The organism is Sporosarcina quadrami, assembly GCF_014836615.1.
GTDB classification, from domain to species: Bacteria; Bacillota; Bacilli; order Bacillales_A; family Planococcaceae; genus Sporosarcina; species Sporosarcina quadrami.
On sequence record NZ_JACSQN010000001.1, the window covers coordinates 242,924 to 263,841 of the forward strand.

18 protein-coding genes are annotated in these 20,918 nt (G+C 40.7%); 17 read left to right on the top strand and 1 reads right to left on the bottom strand.

Translation table 11 applies throughout. The features are described from left to right. Positions 1–53: 53 nt before the first annotated feature. From xseA to H9649_RS01310, 10 genes are all read left to right on the top strand, one after another. Complete coding sequence (gene xseA / locus H9649_RS01265; RefSeq protein ID WP_191692830.1) at positions 54–1,412, top strand: exodeoxyribonuclease VII large subunit; 1,359 nt, start codon at positions 54–56, stop codon at positions 1,410–1,412. Next, a complete protein-coding gene (locus H9649_RS01270) occupies positions 1,409–1,651 on the top strand; it encodes an exodeoxyribonuclease VII small subunit (protein ID WP_191692831.1) in 243 nt (80 codons plus the stop codon). The genes xseA and H9649_RS01270 overlap by 4 nt, the downstream gene beginning before the upstream one ends. Further along, positions 1,644–2,528: a polyprenyl synthetase family protein gene (locus H9649_RS01275; RefSeq protein ID WP_191692832.1), complete on the top strand. Its 885-nt coding sequence runs from the start codon at positions 1,644–1,646 to the stop codon at positions 2,526–2,528. Before H9649_RS01270 ends, H9649_RS01275 begins: the two co-directional genes overlap by 8 nt. Before the next feature lie 130 nt (positions 2,529–2,658). After that, positions 2,659–4,563, top strand: coding sequence for a 1-deoxy-D-xylulose-5-phosphate synthase (dxs, locus tag H9649_RS01280; protein WP_191692974.1), 1,905 nt, complete (start codon positions 2,659–2,661; stop codon positions 4,561–4,563). After that, the gene (locus H9649_RS01285; RefSeq protein WP_191692833.1) at positions 4,560–5,381 is read left to right on the top strand and encodes a TlyA family RNA methyltransferase; all 822 of its coding nucleotides are present in this window, start codon (positions 4,560–4,562) and stop codon (positions 5,379–5,381) included. The genes dxs and H9649_RS01285 overlap by 4 nt, the downstream gene beginning before the upstream one ends. 48 nt (positions 5,382–5,429) lie before the next feature. Continuing rightward, the gene (gene ahrC, locus H9649_RS01290; protein ID WP_191692834.1) at positions 5,430–5,879 is read left to right on the top strand and encodes a transcriptional regulator AhrC/ArgR; all 450 of its coding nucleotides are present in this window, start codon (positions 5,430–5,432) and stop codon (positions 5,877–5,879) included. 33 nt (positions 5,880–5,912) lie between these two features. Continuing rightward, positions 5,913–7,610, top strand: coding sequence for a DNA repair protein RecN (recN, locus tag H9649_RS01295; protein ID WP_191692835.1), 1,698 nt, complete (start codon positions 5,913–5,915; stop codon positions 7,608–7,610). Between the two features lie 131 nt (positions 7,611–7,741). Beyond that, on the top strand, positions 7,742–8,707 hold the full coding sequence (locus H9649_RS01300; RefSeq protein ID WP_191692836.1) for a SpoIVB peptidase S55 domain-containing protein: 966 nt from the start codon (positions 7,742–7,744) through the stop codon (positions 8,705–8,707). A gap of 237 nt (positions 8,708–8,944) precedes the next feature. Next, entirely contained in the window at positions 8,945–9,736 is a 792-nt protein-coding gene (spo0A, locus tag H9649_RS01305) for a sporulation transcription factor Spo0A (RefSeq protein WP_191692837.1), read from the top strand. Between the two features lie 210 nt (positions 9,737–9,946). Continuing rightward, complete coding sequence (locus tag H9649_RS01310; RefSeq protein WP_191692838.1) at positions 9,947–11,515, top strand: DUF342 domain-containing protein; 1,569 nt, start codon at positions 9,947–9,949, stop codon at positions 11,513–11,515. 87 nt (positions 11,516–11,602) lie between these two features. Here the strand turns inward: H9649_RS01310 and H9649_RS01315 are convergent, their stop codons facing one another. Next, positions 11,603–11,821 (bottom strand): DUF2627 family protein, encoded by a 219-nt coding sequence (locus H9649_RS01315; protein ID WP_191692839.1) that lies wholly within the window; start codon positions 11,819–11,821, stop codon positions 11,603–11,605. A 126-nt stretch (positions 11,822–11,947) separates the two neighbouring features. Here H9649_RS01315 and H9649_RS01320 point away from each other — a divergent pair, with 126 nt between their 5' ends. The 7 genes from H9649_RS01320 to H9649_RS01350 all read left to right on the top strand — a co-directional run bounded on the left by H9649_RS01320 (position 11,948) and on the right by H9649_RS01350 (position 20,672). Beyond that, the gene (locus H9649_RS01320; RefSeq protein WP_191692840.1) at positions 11,948–13,969 is read left to right on the top strand and encodes a sigma 54-interacting transcriptional regulator; all 2,022 of its coding nucleotides are present in this window, start codon (positions 11,948–11,950) and stop codon (positions 13,967–13,969) included. A gap of 17 nt (positions 13,970–13,986) precedes the next feature. Next, positions 13,987–14,898, top strand: coding sequence for a phosphate butyryltransferase (gene yqiS, locus H9649_RS01325; protein WP_191692841.1), 912 nt, complete (start codon positions 13,987–13,989; stop codon positions 14,896–14,898). 30 nt (positions 14,899–14,928) lie between these two features. Beyond that, a complete protein-coding gene (gene bcd, locus H9649_RS01330) occupies positions 14,929–16,026 on the top strand; it encodes a branched-chain amino acid dehydrogenase (protein WP_191692842.1) in 1,098 nt (365 codons plus the stop codon). A gap of 38 nt (positions 16,027–16,064) precedes the next feature. Next, positions 16,065–17,147 carry a butyrate kinase gene (gene buk / locus H9649_RS01335; protein ID WP_191692843.1) on the top strand — a complete coding sequence of 361 codons (1,083 nt, stop codon included), beginning with the start codon at positions 16,065–16,067 and terminating at the stop codon, positions 17,145–17,147. A 30-nt stretch (positions 17,148–17,177) separates the two neighbouring features. Continuing rightward, positions 17,178–18,605: a dihydrolipoyl dehydrogenase gene (lpdA, locus tag H9649_RS01340; protein ID WP_191692844.1), complete on the top strand. Its 1,428-nt coding sequence runs from the start codon at positions 17,178–17,180 to the stop codon at positions 18,603–18,605. A gap of 76 nt (positions 18,606–18,681) precedes the next feature. Beyond that, entirely contained in the window at positions 18,682–19,689 is a 1,008-nt protein-coding gene (locus tag H9649_RS01345; RefSeq protein WP_191692845.1) for a thiamine pyrophosphate-dependent dehydrogenase E1 component subunit alpha, read from the top strand. Beyond that, positions 19,689–20,672, top strand: coding sequence for an alpha-ketoacid dehydrogenase subunit beta (locus H9649_RS01350; RefSeq protein ID WP_191692846.1), 984 nt, complete (start codon positions 19,689–19,691; stop codon positions 20,670–20,672). The genes H9649_RS01345 and H9649_RS01350 overlap by 1 nt, the downstream gene beginning before the upstream one ends. Positions 20,673–20,918 lie beyond the last annotated feature (246 nt).

The window sequence follows — 20,918 nt, forward strand, 5'->3', positions numbered from 1 at the left end:
TTTTCACACGAAAGGCAGCGTTTCTATACGTACGGATTTTGGAGGTGCTCGTTTTGATTGGCAATAATTACTTATCTGTAAACTCATTAACGAAATACATAAAACGAAAATTTGACGCTGATCCCTATTTACGAAATGTCTTTGTAAAGGGAGAACTTTCGAATGTCAAAATCCATCCAAGTGGTCATATATACTTCACGTTAAAAGACGATAAAAGCCGAATTCAATCTGCCATGTTTCGAACAGCAGCAAGTAATTTGAAGTTTAAACCTGAAGAGGGAATGAATGTATTAATTACGGGTGATGTGAGTGTGTATGAGGCGAGCGGCCAATATCAATTATATGTTCAATCGATGCAACCAGATGGTGTAGGTTCGTTGTATCTGGCATACGAACAGTTAAAGACGGAATTAGCAAAAGAAGGCCTTTTTGATATGAAATGGAAGCAGTCCTTACCTTTGTTGCCAAGAACTATTGGTGTCATTACTGCTCAATCAGGTGCGGCGTTACGTGATATATGCTCGACAATACAACGGCGCTATCCATTGGCATCTATCGTTCTTTTTCCTGCAATCGTTCAAGGGCCTCAAGCAGCCCCTTCCATTGTTCAATCGATTAGGCAGGCTTTAGAACATGGTTCGATTGACGTACTTATTATCGGTCGAGGCGGAGGGTCCATCGAAGATTTATGGGCCTTTAACGAGGAACAAGTAGCTCGGGCCATTTTCTCCTGTAGGATTCCTACCATAAGCGCTGTTGGCCACGAAACAGATACAACGATTGCAGATTTAGTAGCCGACATGAGAGCACCTACACCGACCGCAGCTGCAGAACTTGCTGTCCCGTCAAGAGAAGAGCTATTTGAACGCATTCTCGATAGAAAACGTTCTATATATACAGCTTTCTCTAATCAGATTAAGCATGAACGAAAGCGATTGACACATTATAAACAATCATATCCTTTACAATTCCCTGAGAGATTATATCGTCCTTTCACAGAAAGGTTGAGCGGTCTTGATAATCGACTCGTAAGGATGAGAAGTGAACTGACGAGTGCCAGATTAGCTGACCATGCTCGGTTGGAGCGAATGCTTCTGTTTTATTCTCCTAATCATAAAATTAGAGAAGGTATCCGTAATAATTCTTTATTAACTGAAAGACTAACAAGAGCAATCCACCAAGAACTACGTAACAAAAACGAACGCTTTAATACGTTTGTAAGAATGATGAAAGCAGTCAATCCAATGGATATAATGGATCGTGGCTTTTCTATTGTCTATAAGGACGGCTCTGTCGCAAATTCCGTTACAGATTTACATATAGGAGAAGGAGTTCAAATCAAGCTACAAGACGGTTTAGTGGATTCTGTAATTACAGCCATCAAGGCAGATGTTAAGGAGGATGAAAAATGAGTAACGAAAAACTCCATTTTGAAGAAGCGATGACTAAATTGGAAGGTGTCGTTCAAAAATTAGAATCAGGCGATGTGCCACTTGAAGAAGCTATTAATTTATATAAAGAAGGAATGGAATTGTCAGCCTACTGTCATGGGAAATTGCAGGATGCTGAAAAACAACTTATAACAATTATCGATAAGGACGGTGAATCGACTTCATTCGATCCATCAAAAGGTACTGAAGCCAATGAATAATCGTTTACAATCGTTCATCTCAGAAAACGTCCCGAAAATAGATGCAGAAATGCATAAGCTTATTCAAAAGGAAAATCCGACTCCACAATTAAAAGAGTCTATGATCTATTCCGTTAACGCAGGAGGTAAACGGATTCGTCCTCTACTTGTATTAGCTGTTTTAGAAGATTTCATGAAGACGTCAAAAGATGCATTGAAAGTTGCCTGTGCAGTTGAACTTATCCATACGTATTCACTCATTCATGATGACTTGCCATGCATGGATGATGATGATTATAGAAGAGGTAAACTGACAAACCATAAAGTGTTCGGAGAAGCGACAGCCGTCCTAGCAGGTGATGCACTTCAAACGCTTGCTTTCACCATTTTGGCTTCTCTAGAAGAAGTTGATTCTTCTAAGGCGATTCGCTTAGTTGGGCTATTGGCGAGTGCTTCAGGCGCAAAAGGCATGGTTGGCGGACAGATACTCGATATGGAAGGTGAAAAAGTTTCATTGACATTAGAACAATTGGAAGAAGTACATTTGCATAAAACTGGGGCATTGCTATCCTTCTGCATTGAAGCCGGTGCTGTTTTAGCGAATGCGACTGAATTAGAAACTTGTCAACTTCGCGAGTACTCGAAAAATATCGGACTTGCTTTTCAAATTAAAGATGACATTTTGGATATTACCTCCACGACGGAACTACTTGGAAAACCAGTAAACAGTGACACAGCTAGTCAGAAGTCAACATATCCCTCACTATTGGGGCTTGATGGAGCCAAGCAACAACTTCAGAAATATCATGAAAACGCTTTGGAAAGTTTGTCATTTCTGGACAAGGAAGGCTCCTTGTTAGAACTTTTTGCGGATTATATCGTCCAAAGGGATATATGATAGTTGTAAATCCCGTGTCGATGAGTTAACGCAACATGCGTCCATAGTTCCTATTGAAGGACCAACTTGTTATAATGAAAACAATACTGAACCAAACGTGCTTATTAATTAATGAAGGTGTGTGATAGTGTTGGATCTCACTCAGATTACCAATCCGTCTTTCATCAAAAGCCTGACGAAAGAACAAATGACGGAATTGGCAGCGGATATTCGAAAGTTTCTTATTGAAAATCTATCGACGACAGGTGGGCATATTGGACCAAACCTTGGAGTTGTAGAATTGACAATAATGATGCATAAATTATTTGATAGCCCAGAGGATAAATTCATTTGGGACGTCGGACATCAGGCGTACGTGCATAAAATTCTTACAGGAAGAGCTGGCCAATTTAATACATTACGTCAATATAAAGGATTAAGTGGTTTCCCGAAAATGGCCGAAAGTGAACATGATGTGTGGGAAACAGGTCATAGCTCCACGTCACTCTCTGCTGCAATGGGAATGGCTCTAGCTAGAGACATGCAAGGGGGCTCGAATTATGTATTGCCTGTCATCGGTGACGGAGCGTTAACCGGTGGAATGGCTTTGGAAGCTCTTAATCATATCGGCCATCAAAAGACGAATATGATCGTCATTCTGAATGATAACGAAATGTCAATCGCGCCTAACGTTGGTGCACTCCATCAGATTCTCGGGAAATTAAGAACAGCCGGAAAATATAATAGTGCTAAAGACGAACTCGAATATATTCTTAAGAAAATACCGGCTGTCGGAGGTAAAGTTGCGGCAGCTGCAGAACGCGTAAAAGACAGTTTGAAATACCTACTCGTTTCAGGAGTGTTTTTCGAGGAACTTGGATTCACCTATCTAGGACCAATTGACGGACATGATTTCAATGATTTGGAACGAAATCTTCTCTATGCGAAGAAGATGGAAGGTCCTGTATTATTGCATGTCATTACGAAAAAAGGAAAAGGGTATAGACCTGCAGAAGACGATAAAATCGGGACATGGCACGGAACTGGACCATATAAAATTGAAACAGGAGATTTCGTAAAGTCTACAACTACAGCTCCTTCTTGGAGTGGTTTAGTTGCTGAAACTGTGAGAAAGCTTGCACGTGAAGATAAAAGAATTGCAGCGATTACTCCTGCAATGCCAGTTGGTTCAAAGTTGGAATCATTTGCGACAGAGTTTCCAGAACGCTTTTTTGATGTCGGTATCGCTGAGCAACATGCAGTAACGATGGCAGGAGGATTGGCGACGCAAGGTATGAAGCCCTTCCTTGCCATTTATTCCACATTCCTTCAACGGGCATACGATCAAATGTTGCACGATATAACGAGACAGAAATTGAATGTGTTCATCGGGATTGACCGTGCAGGTCTAGTCGGTGCAGATGGTGAAACACATCAAGGGGTCTTTGACATTGCATTTTTGAGACATTTACCAAACCTCGTAATCATGATGCCAAAAGATGAAAATGAAGGGCAGCATATGGTCAAGACAGCTATTGAATACAATGACGGTCCTATTGCTATGCGGTATCCGAGAGGAAATGGACTTGGTGTCGAAATGGATGAAGAATTGCATACAATACCGATCGGCACATGGGAAGTACTGAGAGAAGGTACAGACGGCACGATTTTGACGTTCGGTACTACAATCCCTATGGCGCTTGAAGCAGCTGAAATCCTTACTGGAAAAGGTATTGATATAAAAGTCATCAATGCACGATTCATTAAGCCGCTTGATACGGATATGTTAGATTTGCTATTCCTTTCAGGTAAACCGATAGTGACGCTGGAAGAGGCTGTTCTTGCAGGTGGCTTTGGTAGTGGTGTGCTTGAATACGCAGAGGAAAAATCCATTTCGGATATAACAATTAAACGAATTGGTATTCCCGATGAGTTCATTGAGCATGGAAGCGTTGACAAACTGTTGGAAGAAATTCATCTGACGACTGAACAAGTTGTGAAAGTGATGGAAGAATCTATAGTCAATAAGCCTGCTGTCAAAAAGGAGAACGTATGACAAACGGACAATCAAAAGAACGTGTCGATGTTCTGCTCGTTCAAAGAGGCCTTGTAGAGACGAGAGAGCAGGCTAAACGATCAATTATGGCAGGCATTGTTTTTTCTGCTGAAACGAGAATGGATAAACCTGGGGAAAAGATTAAAATCGATGCTCCGCTACTAGTTAAAGGTTCTGCACTAAAATATGTTAGTCGCGGTGGTTTGAAATTGGAAAAAGCGCTTGAGCAATTTGATCTTTCCGTAGAAGGCAAGACTATACTTGACATCGGATCTTCAACTGGAGGGTTTACGGATTGCGCTTTACAAAACGGAGCTCAACATTGTTATGCGCTCGATGTCGGCACAAATCAGCTTGCTTGGAAAATACGAAGCGATGAACGTGTAACTGTTATGGAAAAGACTAATTTCCGTAACGCGACAAGAAGCATGTTTAAAGAAGGATTGCCGCATGTTTCGACAATTGACGTATCCTTCATTTCTTTAAAACTAATTTTGCCCCCTTTAAAACAGATATTGGAACCGAATGGTGACGTAGTCGCTTTAGTTAAACCGCAGTTTGAAGCGGGTAAGGAAAAAGTGGGTAAAAAAGGGGTAATAAGAGATAAGGCAGTTCACATGGAAGTTCTGAAAAAAGTAGCAGATATGGCTGTGAATGAAGGGTTTTCATTGAAAGCAATCGCTTTTTCTCCCGTGACAGGTGGGGAAGGAAACATTGAGTTTCTTTTCCATTTGAAATCTGAAAATACTCCAATCAATACATTTGATGAATCGGCATATGCAATTCTTATTAATGAAGCGCATGCTAATTTGACGTAATTTGAGGAATGGGAAGAAATGTGATAACTATGCATTGGAGTGATTATATTGAATAAGGGACAACGACATTTACGAATCCGGGACATCATTATGAATGGGGAAATTGAAACTCAAGACCATCTTGTAGATAAACTTAAGAGTGCTGGTGTTGATGTGACACAAGCAACTGTCTCGCGCGATATTAAAGAATTGCATCTCATTAAGGTCCCATTGGCAGATGGTCGATACAAATATAGTTTACCGACTGTCCATAAATTCAACACAGAAGAGAAGCTTAGCAGAATATTGACAGATGCTTTTGTAGGAGTCGATAGTGCAAGTCATTTCATCATCCTTAAAACTTTACCGGGTAATGCCCATGCTGTCGGTTCCCTTGTAGATAATCTTGGCTGGGACGAGATGCTTGGTACAATTTGTGGAGATGACACGTGTATGATTATTTGCAGAGATGAAGAAAAAACAGTTGAAGTGAAGTCCAGATTATTGGCGTTAATCTAAACTGGGTGTTCGATGAAGGAGGTGCAAGATTGTATGTTAAGCGAAATTTCCATTCATAATTTTGCCATTATCGAGCATCTTGAAGTTGGTTTTGATGATGGGCTTACTGTGCTTACGGGTGAAACAGGGGCAGGTAAGTCGATAATTATCGATGCTGTTCAATTGCTCGCAGGCAGTAGAGGTTCTCAGGAATTTATCCGCCATGGAGCAACAAAGGCTGAACTTGAAGGGATGTTTACAATAGAAGATGGACAGCATCCCGTTTTCAATAAGTTAGCGGAATTTGGGATTGAAGCTGAAGATGGCATTATCATTTTGCGTCGTGATATAAATGCATCGGGAAAGACAACATGCAGAGTAAATGGAAAGCTTGTTACGATTGCGACATTACGCGAAATTGGCTCTCAACTCATTGATATACACGGTCAACATGACAATCAAGAACTTATGCACGAAAGAAGGCATATTCGGCTGTTGGATCAGTTTGCTGGACGAAAATTGGCAGTAGCACATGAGAATTACTTAGACATATTTGAGCAGTACGGTAAACTTAAACGTAAACTTGAGGCATCTTCTCAAAATGAGCAACAAGTAGCTCAACGGATTGATCTGTATTCTTTCCAACTAATAGAAATTAATGCTGCTGAACTTAGTGTTGGGGAAGAAGAATCGTTGGAAGAAGAAAAGCTTAAGTTACAACACTTTAACCGGTTGTTTGAACGTCTAAATACAGCGTACGAATCGATTAGTGGAGATGGTCACGCGCTTGATTGGGTAGGGTCGGCGATGAGTGATCTTGAAGAGGCAGCTTCTATTGATAAGGATTTACTTTCCCATTCAGAAGTTGTATCTTCAAGCTTCTATTCTTTGCAAGACACTGCGCATGACTTAAAAAGTGTTATTGACAGAATGGAATTTGATCCGTCTCGACTTTCTATCGTTGAAGATCGTCTTGCATTAATTATTTCTTTGAAACGTAAATACGGGGCATCGATTGAAGACATTTTACTATACCGTGACAAAATTGCGGATGATCTAGATCAATTGCTTAATCGTGATGAACGTGTCGAACGTGAGCAGGAGAAATTAGATCAGCTTATGAAAGATCTTGATGTGGAAGCGAATGAATTATCAATTATTAGACATGAAGCTGCGATTCGCTTAGAGAAAGCTATAATGACTCAGTTGAAAGAATTACATATGGAAAAGTCTACTTTTAAAGCACAAATTATTCGGAAATCCGCAACGATGTTTGATGTTAATGGGTTTGATGAAGTATCATTTCTCATATCAACAAATGTTGGAGAACCATTGAAACCTTTAGTGCGTGTTGCTTCAGGCGGTGAATTATCGAGAATTATGCTTGCATTAAAAACGATTTTTTCAAAGCATCAAGGTGTTACGTCAATAATTTTTGATGAAGTTGACACAGGAGTGAGTGGACGCGTAGCTCAAGCGATCGCAGATAAAATTGCCATGATTGCAGTTAATTCCCAAGTTCTGTGTATTTCTCATCTTCCACAAGTAGCTGCTATGGCTGATCATCATTTTCTAATAAAGAAAGAAGTGAAGGGAAAGCGAACGACGACTGCGGTTGAAGATATTAGTGATTTAGAACGCACAAAAGAATTGTCCAGAATGTTATCAGGCGCAGAAATTACTTCACTCACACTTCAACATGCAGACGAGCTGTTAAATATGGCCGTTGAAAGGAAAAAAACTTTCCGTTAAAAGAAGAAAAAACCTGAATAGGTTATGTAGCGCGCATACAACAAGTATGCGTGTTTTTTCTTTATTTACCCTTTCATAAGTTCGGTCTGAAAGGACATACCAATAGTATCTTTCAGTCGAGGAGGTGAACCATGGGATGGAGTAGACGACTGCAGTTGTCCGTTTCGTTAGCCGCGTTGTTGTTCTTTTTACCTTTACACGAAGCGATTTACGCGTCAGAGCGCGAGCAGGTTATTCCGATGGGACATTCAATTGGAATTCAAATGGAGCTGGCAGGTGTTTTTGTCACAAACGATGTCCTCATAAATGAGGGTAATTGGTTAAAAGCCGGTGACGCCATTAACCGGATCGACAAAATGCCGATAGTTGCGTTGAATGACTTTGAAAAAAAAGTGTCCTCTTTAACAGACGGTCAAAAAGTATTGCATATTGACCGTAATGGACTTGCGATTGAACTGCTTGCTGATCGGGATGCGATTAAACGTCTCCTTCCATTCCTGAAAGACCGTACAGAAGGAACTGGGACGTTAACGTATGTGGATCCGAAGAAGGGCACATATGGTGCTTTGGGGCATCAGATTATCGATAGTTCGTTGAAATCGCCGCCGTCATTTAAAAATGGTGCAATTTACCTCTCAGAAATAGAACAAATTAAGAAAAGCACGCCAGGTACTCCAGGTTATAAAATCTCCACAATTATTGAGAATGAAGATTATTTAGGTACGATTCAAAAGAATGGAATTTACGGCATTTTCGGCATGTGGAACGATGCATATAAGAAAGTGTTAGCGAAACCATTAGATATTATGCAGGCGACTGAATTGCAAGTAGGAAGCGCGGAGATTTTTACGACAGTAAAAGGAACTGAAGTCGAAAAATTCTCCATCCGAATCGTGCAAATTGAAGAAGATCAATTTCATTTTGTTCTTACGGACTCTAAGCTGCTTGAAACAACAGGAGGAATTTTGCAAGGTATGAGTGGTAGCCCTGTCATTCAAGATGGTAAATTTGTTGGCGCTGTAACGCATATGTTTGTTGATGAGCCGACTAAAGGTGCAGGTCTATTCCTTGAGACAATGCGTGGAGGCGAAAAGTAATAAAATGTCTAAATTGATAAATCTGGAAAAAGACCAATCCTATTTTGGGATTGGTCTTTTTCGATGAATTTAGTCGAATCTTAGGGAAACCGTAATACAGAAGATTCATTTTTCACATAAATAAAGGGATTTCACTGTTTTTGTCGAAATTTTCCTTTACAGAAGTCGATGTTCATGCGAATAATGGAGTCAGAAGCCAAAAAAGTCATGGACGAAAATTGAGTAGGGGGAATTTATATGGGGAAGATGAAAATTGCAATCGCTGATGACAATAAAGAACTTGTTAAGACAATGTCTGTCTATTTTGAACAACATCCGGACTTGGAAGTAATTTGGACGGCTAATAACGGTAAAGTTTGTCTGTCAATGCTTGAACAGGAAAAACCGGATTTGTTGTTACTTGATATTATTATGCCTCATCTTGACGGAATAGCAGTGCTGGACACAATAAAAGGTAATCCGGAAATTGCTAATATGCATATTATTATGTTGACAGCATTTGGTCAAGAAGACGTAATGGCACAGGCAGGTAGTCTCGGAGCATCCTACTTCATGTTAAAACCATTTGAATTTGATCGGTTAGTGACTCAGATTTATCAAATTGCAGGAACACAAAAACAAGCACGTCCAATTATGAATCAACAACCTGTTGCACAAGATACAGCAATGACCCAACGTGCATTAGATTCGACAATCACTTCAATAATTAAAGAAATTGGCGTTCCTGCGCATATAAAAGGTTATGCATTTCTGAGGGAAGCAATCCAAATGGTTTACACAGACGTCGATTTACTCGGTTCAGTTACCAAAATCCTTTATCCTGATATTGCTGAGAAATTTAAAACTACTCCGTCGCGCGTTGAAAGAGCAATCCGCCATGCAATTGAAGTTGCCTGGAATCGTGGGAATTATGAAGTGATTTCGAAGACTTTTGGCTACACAGTACATCACCTGAAAAGCAAACCTACTAATTCAGAGTTCATAGCAATGATAGCGGACAAAATTCGTCTAGAACATATGGCTAGTTAATAAAGTCCTGCTTTGGAAGGAGGATTTGTAATTCCTCTTAAAAATCATATTACCTTGAGACTAATTAAACGAAGAAGCGGTATTCATTTTCAATGACCTATCGCCTCTTTTTTTTAATTTAACCAACATTATAATTTTTCGTCTATCAAATTGAATTTCATATGATTATAATGAAGAGAGGCGAGTTTTAGAAAAATAGAGGTGGAAATAATGTTAGTACAAAATGATTATTTTGATATGTATGTAGAAGATAACGAAGTTCTATTGAATTTAAAGAAAACGGGTTATCCATTAAAATCATTCGATATGATAACGAGAGAACATCCACGTGTGAAATTGACCTCCTTTCCCGCGTTAAGGAAAGCGCTTACTGAAATTGGAAATGAACAAAAAATTGGTTCGTATTCACCTTTAATTGATATAGTCATTTCTACTAATAATATGAGAGCAGAATTCATTTTAAATACTACAGTTACTGAATTTGAAAAAAACAAAGACCTAATGATTCAGGAAATTGAAATGGCGCTAGATGCGCATAGTATTCTTTTTGGAAGACTAGACATTGACAAAGACGATATCGTTCCGGGTAGGTTGACATTAGCCGCTGTCGGATTGGAACCTCGCCAAGGTGCGGATGCACAAATTACATATATTAAAAAACCAGAAAAGAAACCGATTATACGTGAAGATGGTCTTGCAGATTACTACGAAATGAATTTCGTGACCCATATAAAAAAAGGGGAATGGCTAGGCGAAAAGATTCCTCCTCAAGAAGGAAAGCCCGGTAAAGATATTTTCGGAAATCCGATTCAAGCTCTCAGAGGCACAGATGGTATATTACGGTACGATCGAAAATCCATTGTGGAAGTAGAAGAACCAGGGAAAATTGTGCTTCGTGCACTATATGGAGGTTCTTTAGAGTTTATTGACGGTAACATCGTTAGCGTGAGTAAGCAATTGATAATTAATGGAGATGTAGGACCAGAGACAGGATCGATTAATTTTGACGGAGCTGTTACAGTGTACGGGACTGTACTTGCAGGCTATGCTGTAAATGCTTCAGGTGATATTTCCATAGAAGGAAACGAAGGCGTAACGAATGCAAAAGAAATTTGTTCGGCAGAAGGCGACTTATACATAAAAGGTGGAGTATTTGGCGGCGATCTTTCAGTTATTGAGGCGAGTGGCGATATTTATATTAAACATGCAAATAACTGCAAACTACATGCGAGGGAGCTCCATGTTGGCCTTTACATTTTAGGATCAGAAGTAGTGGCTCAAAAAGTGTTTGTGGATAAGAATAAAGGTAAAATAATAGGCGGAAGAGTTGAAGCGCTTTATCGTATAGAATGTGGCTATGCTGGCAACTCACATGAACGCACAACTCATTTGCATGCAAAAGGGATCGATAAAGACATGATTTATCGAGAAATTCAGCAAATGGCAATAGATTTAAAAGAGCTTCAATCGACATCGTCGACATTAGAAAGTCAGCTTTCACTAATCGATAGTAAGTCAGATTCACAATTGCTAGGTAGCCAAGCTGAAGCGTATGAAAAATTACGCGATGCTCTAAATGCATCAAGGGAAAGAATGTTTGAACTAGATCATGAAATACAGCTTGGATTACATAAAATTAAAACAGCTATCCCTCCACAAATTGAGATTACCCAGGAAGCGAATGCTGGAGTTATCATACAAATTGGTAATAAATCTAGCATATTGAACAAAACGACAAAAGGTGTATTTGAAGTTGTCGACGAGATTCTAAATGTGTAATTAACAACAGAATATATAAAAAAAGGGCACCTGGAAATTTCCCTAGGTGCCCTTTTCACTTGTTCTTATCGTAATACCGATAACGGTTTATTTGAACTGTTCTTTCACTCTTCCAGTTCTTCGATCACGTCGCAGAAGGAAACCAGCTAGAAAACCTAGACCAGCTAGGAACATGAGTAGTCCGCCAATAAATTGAAACCAAGCTCCACCTTGAAAAGCGAAAAAAGAATCACGCATCAATTTTATCCCGCCAGCCGTTATAGCAATCGGTATTAAAAGAACGATAAATGCGGCCAATCTAGCCATATTATCAATCTCCTTACATAATTTTATTTTACCTCCTCAACAAATATTGTCAAGAACAGTGCTATCGTGTATGATATAAATAGATTTGCAAAAGATTGCATGGTAGCAAAAGGAGAATGAATATCCTTGCAAAATGTTCTCATTATTGGAGCAGGTTCCGGTGGTACTAAAATCTTGAATTTGCTTCGCAACTCGGATTTTATGAATGTAATGGCGATTGTTGACAAAGATGCACAAGCGCCAGGATTGCATATCGCTAAAGATAGAGGAATTTCCTACGGCCCAGATTGGAATTTTTATCTGACAGATGAAGTTGATATCGTATTTGATTTAACCGGTGAGGAAACAGTGTTTAAAGAACTTCTAAAAAAAGTTCCCGCCCACACGTTACTTGTACCAGGATCGGTTGCAAATCTTTTAGTAGACCTTCTCAATGAAAATGATCAGTTTATCAATAAAATTCAAAATGAAACAGAACGTCAACGATTAATATTCAATTCAATCGACGAAGGCATGATTGGAGTTAATCGTGAAGGTGAAATAAATTTCATCAATGAAAGCGCTTGCATGATGTTAGAAGTTTCTGATAGTTATGCACTCAGACGAACGATACAAGACATTATCCCAGAAAGTAAACTGATGAGAGTTTTACAAACGGGTAAAGCGGAATTAAATGATGCTCTTACACTTCCGAACGGATTGGAAATCGTTAGTTCTAGATATCCGCTAATTTCTACAAAGAACGAAACATTCGGTGCGTTCGCAGTGTTTAAGAATGTTACCGAAGTTGTCAAATTGGCTGAAGAAATTACGGATTTGAAATCAGTGAAAACAATGCTGGAAGCAATCATCCATTCGAGCGATGATGCAATATCGGTTGTAGATGAAAAAGGGAATGGCATACTTGTCAATCCTGCGTACACTCGTATAACTGGACTGAGTGAAGACGAAGTAATCGGGAAACCTGCTACTGTTGATATTAATGAAGGCGAAAGTATTCATATGAAAGTATTGACGACAGGGAAGCCTGTCCGTGGTGTTAATATGCGGATCGGTGAAGACAACCGTGATGTCATTGTGAACGTCGCTCCAATTATTGTCGATCATCAAGTGAAAGGCAGTATAGGAGTCATTCACGATATCACTGAAATGCGAAGTCTAATGAAAGAATTGGACTGGGCAAGACAGATTATCCGCAAACTCGAGTCCACGTATACATTTTCTGATATTCAAGGTACGTCGGGTGATATAAGTCTTGCAATAGACCAAGGAAAGATCGCTGCGAAATCCGATATACCTGTCATGTTGCGTGGTGAACCAGGAACAGGTAAGGAATTGTTTGCGAATGCTATTCATAGCGGTAGTACAAGGAAGTCAAAAAAATTCATTCGCGTCAATTGCAGTGCAATTGATATTTCTACGATGGAAACGGAATTATTTGGCGAAAGAGATGACGGGAAATCGGGTTTATTGGCTGAAGTCGGTGAAGGTACGCTATTTCTCGATGAAGTTACGGACTTGACGATGGGAGTGCAAACAAGATTATTATCTTATTTGCAAAATCAGTTACGTTTTGTCGGCAATCATGAAGAAGGCAGTGGGAAGAGTGCGAGAATCATCGTTGCCTCATCTAAAAACTTGGAAAAGGCGATCCATGACGGCACGTTTAACATGGAACTGTATTACGATTTGAATCGATTGTCGATACGTATACCGCCACTTCGTACACGAAAGACTGATATTCCATTAGTCGTCCACCATCTATTAGTGAAACTGAACCAAGAGTTTGGTATGAATGTCGAAACATTGACACCAGAAGCACTTCTACGACTGCAACAATACGAGTGGCCAGGAAATGTTCGCGAACTGGAAAATGTTTTGAGCAGGGCAATGATTTATATGAAATCAGGCTCTGCAACGATTAATGATGATGACATTAAACGTTCACTGTATACAAACGAGGTGAAAGCTGTTGCAGACGTTCTTCCAGAAAAGAGTACTCTGGCTTCTGTCATGGATGAGTATGAAAGAGCAGTACTTGCAAAGGCTTTGGAAGAACACGATGGTAATAAATCGCTGACGGCAAGTCGTCTAGGTATATCATTGCGTTCGTTATATTATAAGTTGGAGAAATTCAAACTCATCTAAACCAAAGGAGACAAGACATGACTACACTAGACGCTTTAGTTGAACAAGCAGCAGTCATCAGCACAAGCCGTATCGTCTCAGTCGCCTGCGCTGCTGATGAGGAAGTGCTGGAAGCTGTAGAAATGGCGATGATGAGAGGGATTGCATCATTCATCTTATTTGACGATGAAGGTAAAATCAGTGAACTCATCAACGGACGATTCCCTGAATTGGCGAATCACCCATCAATCCAGATCAGGCACACTGAATCCATGTTGGAGTCGGCAGAAAAATCGGTACGTGCTGTTTCAAGTGGAGAAGCCCATGTACTCATGAAAGGTAACTTGCCTACGGCAGTAATTATGAAATCCGTTTTAAATGGAGACTATGGATTACGCACAGGCAAAGTGCTTTCTCATGTGGCAGCATTTGAAGTGAATGGATATAATCGGTTGTTATTCGTCACAGATGCAGGTATGAATATTGCTCCGGATTTGCACGAAAAAGCACAAATTATCCGTAATGCTGTAGCTACAGCAAAAGCTTGCGGCGTTCAGTTACCGATTGTTGCACCTCTTGCAGCGATTGAAACAGTTAATCCTAATATGGCACCTACAACGGATGCTGCGATGCTCACCGTAATGAACAAACGGGGTCAAATAAAAGACTGTATCGTTGATGGTCCACTCGCACTGGATAATGCAGTTTCAATCGAATCTGCGCATCATAAAGGGATTATAAGCGAAACAGCAGGAAAGGCGGACATCCTAATGGTGCCGTCGATTGAATCAGGTAATATCCTGTATAAATCACTTATGTATTTCGCTAACGCTAAAGTTGGCGGTATCATACAAGGCGCGAAGGCACCAATTGTCCTCACATCCAGATCGGATAGCGCTGAAAGTAAACTTTATTCTCTAGCACTTGCAATACAAACATCAAAAAACTAAAATCGGACAATCCGAAGGAGGAACTTCATCATGGAACTATTCAAATATATGGAATCACACGATTATGAACAACTGGTCATCTGTCAGGACAAGACTTCAGGCTTAAAGGCAATCATCGCAATTCACGACACTACGCTTGGACCTGCTTTAGGCGGTACGCGCATGTGGACGTATGCAAGTGAAGAAGAAGCGATTGAAGATGCACTTCGCCTTGCAAAAGGGATGACTTATAAAAATGCTGCTGCTGGATTGAATCTTGGGGGCGGAAAAACAGTTATTATCGGGAATCCAAAAACAGATAAAAATGATGAAATGTTCCGTGCTTTCGGCCGTTTTATCGAAGGTCTGAATGGCAGATACATTACAGCTGAAGACGTAGGGACAACTGAAGAAGATATGGATCTGATTCACTTGGAAACGGATTATGTTACAGGCGTGTCTGCTGAATTCGGTTCATCAGGCAATCCTTCTCCAGTAACGGCTTTTGGCGTATATAAAGGGATGAAAGCGGCTGCTAAAGAAGCATTCGGCTCTGATTCATTAGAAGGTAAAGTAATTGCAGTCCAAGGAGTCGGTAACGTTGCTTATACGCTTTGCGAACATTTGCATGAAGAAGGCGCAAAACTGATCGTTACTGATATTAATAAAGAAGCTGTACAACGTGCGGTCGATGCTTTTGGTGCAATTGCGGTCGGAACTGATGAAATCTATTCACAAGAAGCGGATATTTTCGCACCATGTGCTTTAGGCGCAATCATTAACGATGATACAATCCCTCAATTGAAAGCAAAAGTTATTGCAGGATCTGCAAATAACCAATTGAAAAATCCTGAACACGGAGATACAATCCATGAAATGGGAATTGTATATGCACCGGACTATGTTATCAACTCAGGCGGAGTCATTAACGTAGCAGATGAACTTGCAGGGTATAACAGTGAACGCGCATTAAAACGTGTTGCTGGAATCTACGATACAATCGAGAAGATTTTCGCAATTTCTAAACGTGACAATATTCCTTCCTATGTTGCTGCAGACAGACTTGCTGAGGAGCGAATTGCTCGCGTTGCGAAATCACGAAGCCAATTTCTTCAAAACGAAAAAAGCGTCTTAACGCAGAAGAAGTAAAAATTTACCGTTTCATTGTTGTGATAGGAGGAATTACAGTGCAAGAAAACATTAATAGAATCCTTGTTATAAATCCCGGATCCACATCGACAAAGTTTGGTATCTATGATGACGACAAACTTGTTATGGAAAAGACATTGCGGCATACAAACGAGGAGCTTGCACAATTTCCATCCATCAGTGACCAGTACGATTTTCGTAAGGATGCTATTCTTCAATCATTTGAACAAGAAGGATTTACACTAGATACGCTGAATGCCGTTTGTGGCAGAGGAGGATTACTTCGACCAATATCAGGCGGTACGTATAAAGTGAATGAAATTATGATTGATGATTTGAGAAAAGGCTATTCAGGACAGCATGCATCTAACTTAGGCGGGATTATTGCCAATGAAATTGCGACGTCTATAGACGTTCCAGCATTCATTGTCGATCCCGTTGTAGTTGATGAGATGCAACCAGTTGCCAGAGTATCGGGATTCTCTTTAATAAGCCGGAAATCGATTTTCCATGCATTGAATCAGAAGGCGGTTGCCAGAAGATTTGCCAGGCAAGCTGGTAGACAGTATGAGGACTTGCGGTTGATCGTAACACACATGGGCGGAGGGATTACCGTAGGTACACATTGTTACGGCAAAGTGATCGATGTTAATAACGGCTTGCATGGTGACGGTCCCTTTAGTCCCGAACGCGCAGGAACCGTTCCTTCAGGAGAATTAGTAGAGCTTTGTTATTCAGGGACATATTTCCGAAAAGAAATTATGGCGAAACTTGTTGGTCAAGGCGGTCTTGTAGGTTATCTTGGCACAAATGATGCTGTCACCGTTGAAAAACGGATTGAAAAAGGTGATAAAGAAGCTGAACTAATCTATGATGCGATGGCTTATCAAGTTGCTAAAGAAATCGGAAGTGCAGCCGCAGTTCTCGAAGGTAAAGTAGATGGAATCATCCTAACAGGTGGTCTCGCATACGGAAAAGATTATGTTGAAATGATTTCGTCCAGAGTTAAATGGATTGCTGATGTAGTCGTCTACCCTGGTGAAGATGAGTTGCAAGCTTTAGCTGAAGGGGCACTCCGTGTCCTCATAGGCGAAGAGAACGCTAAAACCTATCCAGCTTGAATGGATAGTGATAGGAGGCCGTGAATTCAAATGGCACAGGAATATGATGTAGTTATTTTAGGTGGCGGTACGGGCGGATATGTCGCAGCAATCCGCGCAGCACAGTTAGGTTTGAAAACAGCCTTAGTAGAAAGTGATGCACTTGGTGGTACGTGCCTACATAGAGGATGCATACCGAGCAAAGCATTGCTGAAAAGTGCTGAAGTATTCCAGATGACAAAGAACGAAGCAGCACATTACGGAGTGGATACTACAGGTGCAACTTTAAATTACTCGAGAGTTCAAGAGAGAAAAGAAGAAGTCGTCCAACAACTTTATAATGGTGTCAAATCCCTCATGAAAAAAGGCAAGATCGATGTGTATGAAGGATATGGAAGAATGCTTGGACCATCTATATTCTCACCGATGCCTGGAACGATTTCTGTTGAAATGAACAACGGCGAGGAAAATGAGATGCTTATCTTGAAAAACCTCGTTATTGCTACAGGTTCACGCCCTCGTACACTTCCTGGCCTGGAACTCGATGAACAGCAGATCCTTTCGTCTGACGGAGCACTTAAAATGTCGGAACTTCCGAAATCGATTCTCATCGTTGGCGGTGGCGTAATAGGTATCGAATGGGCATCCATGCTTAATGATTTTGGTGTCGATGTGACTGTTATTGAATATGCAGATCACATCATTCCTACTGAAGATGAAGATATCTCTAAGGAAATGAAAAAAATCCTTTCGAAAAAAGGAATTACATTTGTCACAGGTGCCAAAGTGTTACCTGAAACACTTTCCAAATCAGATGATTCAGTTACGATTTCTGCTGAAATTGGAGATCAAACTACAGAGTTTACTGCTGAAAAGATGCTCGTATCTGTTGGTAGACAGGCAAATACAGAAGGTATCGGTATTGAAAACACGGAAATTCAGTTGGACAAAGGCTATATCCAAACAAAGCCGACGTTCCAAACAAAAGAAAGCCATATTTATGCAATCGGGGATTGCATAGGTGGTCTCCAACTTGCACATGTAGCATCTCATGAAGGGATTTCCGCAATTGAGCATATTGCAGGTAATAAAACCGAGCCGATGAATTATACAACTATTTCTCGGTGCATCTATTCCAGTCCTGAAGCTGCAAGTGTCGGTTTGACCGAAACACAAGCAAAGGAACAAGGATTTGACGTGAAAGTTGCGAAGTTCCCATTCGCAGCAATTGGAAAAGCGCTTGTCAACGGTAATTCCGACGGGTTTGTTAAAATCATTGCTGACAAGAAAACAGATGACCTGCTAGGTGTCCATATGATCGGTGCGCATGTAACAGATCTCATATCAGAAGCCGGTCTAGCCATGGTACTCGACGCTACTCCATGGGAAGTAGCATCAACAATCCATCCACATCCTTCGTTGTCTGAAGTAATGGGCGAAGCTTCACTTGCTGTAGATGGAATAGCAATTCATATGTAATTCGTAGTAGCTCAAAATGGAAAGAAAAAAAACCTTTCCATTTACAGACATGCATAAAAAAAGGGGGATTCCTAAAATGGCAAATACGCGTCATGAAGAATTAGGTCTGTCTAATGAAGATGTGTTGGAAATTTATGAAACGATGACTATGGCTCGTCGACTCGACGAACGTATGTGGCTATTAAACCGTGCAGGCAAAATTCCTTTCGTCATTTCTTGTCAGGGACAAGAAGCTGCTCAAGCAGGGGCTGCCTATGCACTTAATAAAGATAAAGACTGGATAGCACCGTACTATCGTGATATGGGAGTCGTTCTTCATTTTGGAATGACGCCTAAAGAGCTTATGCTATCTGCATTCGCAAAAGCTGAAGATCCGAACTCTGGTGGCCGTCAAATGCCAGGTCACTTCGGTCAACGCAAAAACCGTATTCTAACGGGTTCATCTCCCGTCACTACTCAATTGCCACACGCAGTCGGTGTCGCATTGGCGGCGAAAATGAAAAATGAAGATTTCATCACTTTCGTTACGTTAGGCGAAGGTTCTTCTAACCAAGGGGACTTCCATGAAGGAATGAACTTTGCAGGTGTGCACAAATTACCTACAGTAATAATGGTAGAAAACAATAAATATGCAATTTCTGTACCTTACGAGAAACAAATTTCTTGTGAAAATGTATCAGATCGTGCAATCGGCTACGGTATGCCTGGTGTTACAGTAGACGGTACAGATCCTCTCGAAGTGTACCGGGTAGTTAAAGAAGCAGCTGACAGAGCTCGAAGCGGAGAAGGTCCAAGTTTAGTAGAAGCGGTCTGCTATCGTTTAACAGCCCATTCTTCTGATGATGACCAACGATTATATAGAGATGCAGAAGAACTTGAAGCAGAACGCAAACTAGATCCTCTACCTAAGTTTTCGGCATACTTAAAAGAAGCGGGCGTATTAGACGACGCTTATGAAAAAGAGATGGAAGAAAGAATAATGGCGATTGTCAATGAAGCAACTGACTATGCCGAAAAAGCACCTTATGCAGAAGCGGAGTCCGCACTTTTACACGTCTATAAAGAGGAAGGGGGCAACGAGTAATGGCTGTCATTTCTTATATTGATGCAATTACACTTGCAATGAAGGAAGAAATGGAACGAGACGAGAATGTTTTCGTTATCGGAGAGGACGTCGGCCGTAAAGGTGGAGTCTTCAAAGCTACAACAGGCTTGTACGATCAGTTTGGGGAATACCGTGCACTTGACGCACCTCTTGCTGAATCAGCGATTGCAGGTGTCGGTATCGGTGCTGCGATGTATGGCATGCGGCCGATTGCTGAAATGCAATTTGCAGATTTCATCATGCCTGCAGTCAACCAAATTGTGTCTGAAGCTGCAAAAATCCGTTATCGTTCGAATAATGACTGGTCTTGTCCGATCGTAATCCGTGCTCCTTTCGGTGGCGGTATACACGGTGCTCTCTATCATTCACAATCAGTCGAATCAATGTTTGCGAGCACTCCAGGATTGAAAATCGTCATTCCATCTACTCCATATGATGCGAAAGGATTATTGAAAGCTGCTATTCGTGATGATGATCCTGTTCTATTCTTCGAACATAAACGTGCTTACCGTCTCATTAAAGGTGAAGTGCCTGAGGAAGAGTATGTACTGCCAATCGGCAAAGCAGATGTAAAACGTGATGGTGAGGATATTACAATTATCACATACGGACTTTGTGTCCACTTTGCTTTACAAGCTGCTGAAAGACTTGCTGAAGACGGCATTTCAGCACATATCTTAGATCTACGTACTGTTTATCCACTCGATAAAGAAGGAATCATTGAAGCGGCTTCAAAAACAGGTAAAGTGCTATTAGTGACTGAAGATAACTTGGAAGGAAGTATTATGAGCGAAGTAGCGGCAATCATTGCAGAAAATTGTCTGTTTGAACTAGATGCACCGATCAAGCGTCTTGCAGGACCTGATATCCCTGCAATGCCATATGCTCCGACGATGGAGAAATTCTTCATGGTCAATCCTGACAAAGTAGAGAAAGCGGCTCGTGAACTTGCTGAATTTTAACTTGATTCAGCAGAAGTTCCCCACTTCTATAAGTAGTGGGATAAATGTCAGAAAAATATTTCAATCATAGGGAGTTCAAACGCCCTGCTGATTCAAGTTAAGCCTCCGGCGGATGTTAGAGATTTTGAGGGGAGTTAATTGTGAATCGAACAACGAAGGGTTCGATTTGCCGTATTTCAGGCACCACACTGTGCACAATTCAAAATCCCAACGCAATTACGCCGAGGCGCAATTGATTTGGAAGGA

Coding starts and splice junctions, on each gene's coding strand:
- H9649_RS01270 (WP_191692831.1), top strand. CDS start 1,409: ATGAGTAACGAAAAACTCCATTTTGAAGAAGCGATGACTAAATTGGAA.
- H9649_RS01275 (WP_191692832.1), top strand. CDS start 1,644: ATGAATAATCGTTTACAATCGTTCATCTCAGAAAACGTCCCGAAAATA.
- H9649_RS01285 (WP_191692833.1), top strand. CDS start 4,560: ATGACAAACGGACAATCAAAAGAACGTGTCGATGTTCTGCTCGTTCAA.
- recN (WP_191692835.1), top strand. CDS start 5,913: ATGTTAAGCGAAATTTCCATTCATAATTTTGCCATTATCGAGCATCTT.
- H9649_RS01300 (WP_191692836.1), top strand. CDS start 7,742: ATGGGATGGAGTAGACGACTGCAGTTGTCCGTTTCGTTAGCCGCGTTG.
- spo0A (WP_191692837.1), top strand. CDS start 8,945: ATGGGGAAGATGAAAATTGCAATCGCTGATGACAATAAAGAACTTGTT.
- H9649_RS01310 (WP_191692838.1), top strand. CDS start 9,947: ATGTTAGTACAAAATGATTATTTTGATATGTATGTAGAAGATAACGAA.
- H9649_RS01315 (WP_191692839.1), bottom strand. CDS start 11,821: ATGGCTAGATTGGCCGCATTTATCGTTCTTTTAATACCGATTGCTATA.
- yqiS (WP_191692841.1), top strand. CDS start 13,987: ATGACTACACTAGACGCTTTAGTTGAACAAGCAGCAGTCATCAGCACA.
- bcd (WP_191692842.1), top strand. CDS start 14,929: ATGGAACTATTCAAATATATGGAATCACACGATTATGAACAACTGGTC.
- lpdA (WP_191692844.1), top strand. CDS start 17,178: ATGGCACAGGAATATGATGTAGTTATTTTAGGTGGCGGTACGGGCGGA.
- H9649_RS01345 (WP_191692845.1), top strand. CDS start 18,682: ATGGCAAATACGCGTCATGAAGAATTAGGTCTGTCTAATGAAGATGTG.
- H9649_RS01350 (WP_191692846.1), top strand. CDS start 19,689: ATGGCTGTCATTTCTTATATTGATGCAATTACACTTGCAATGAAGGAA.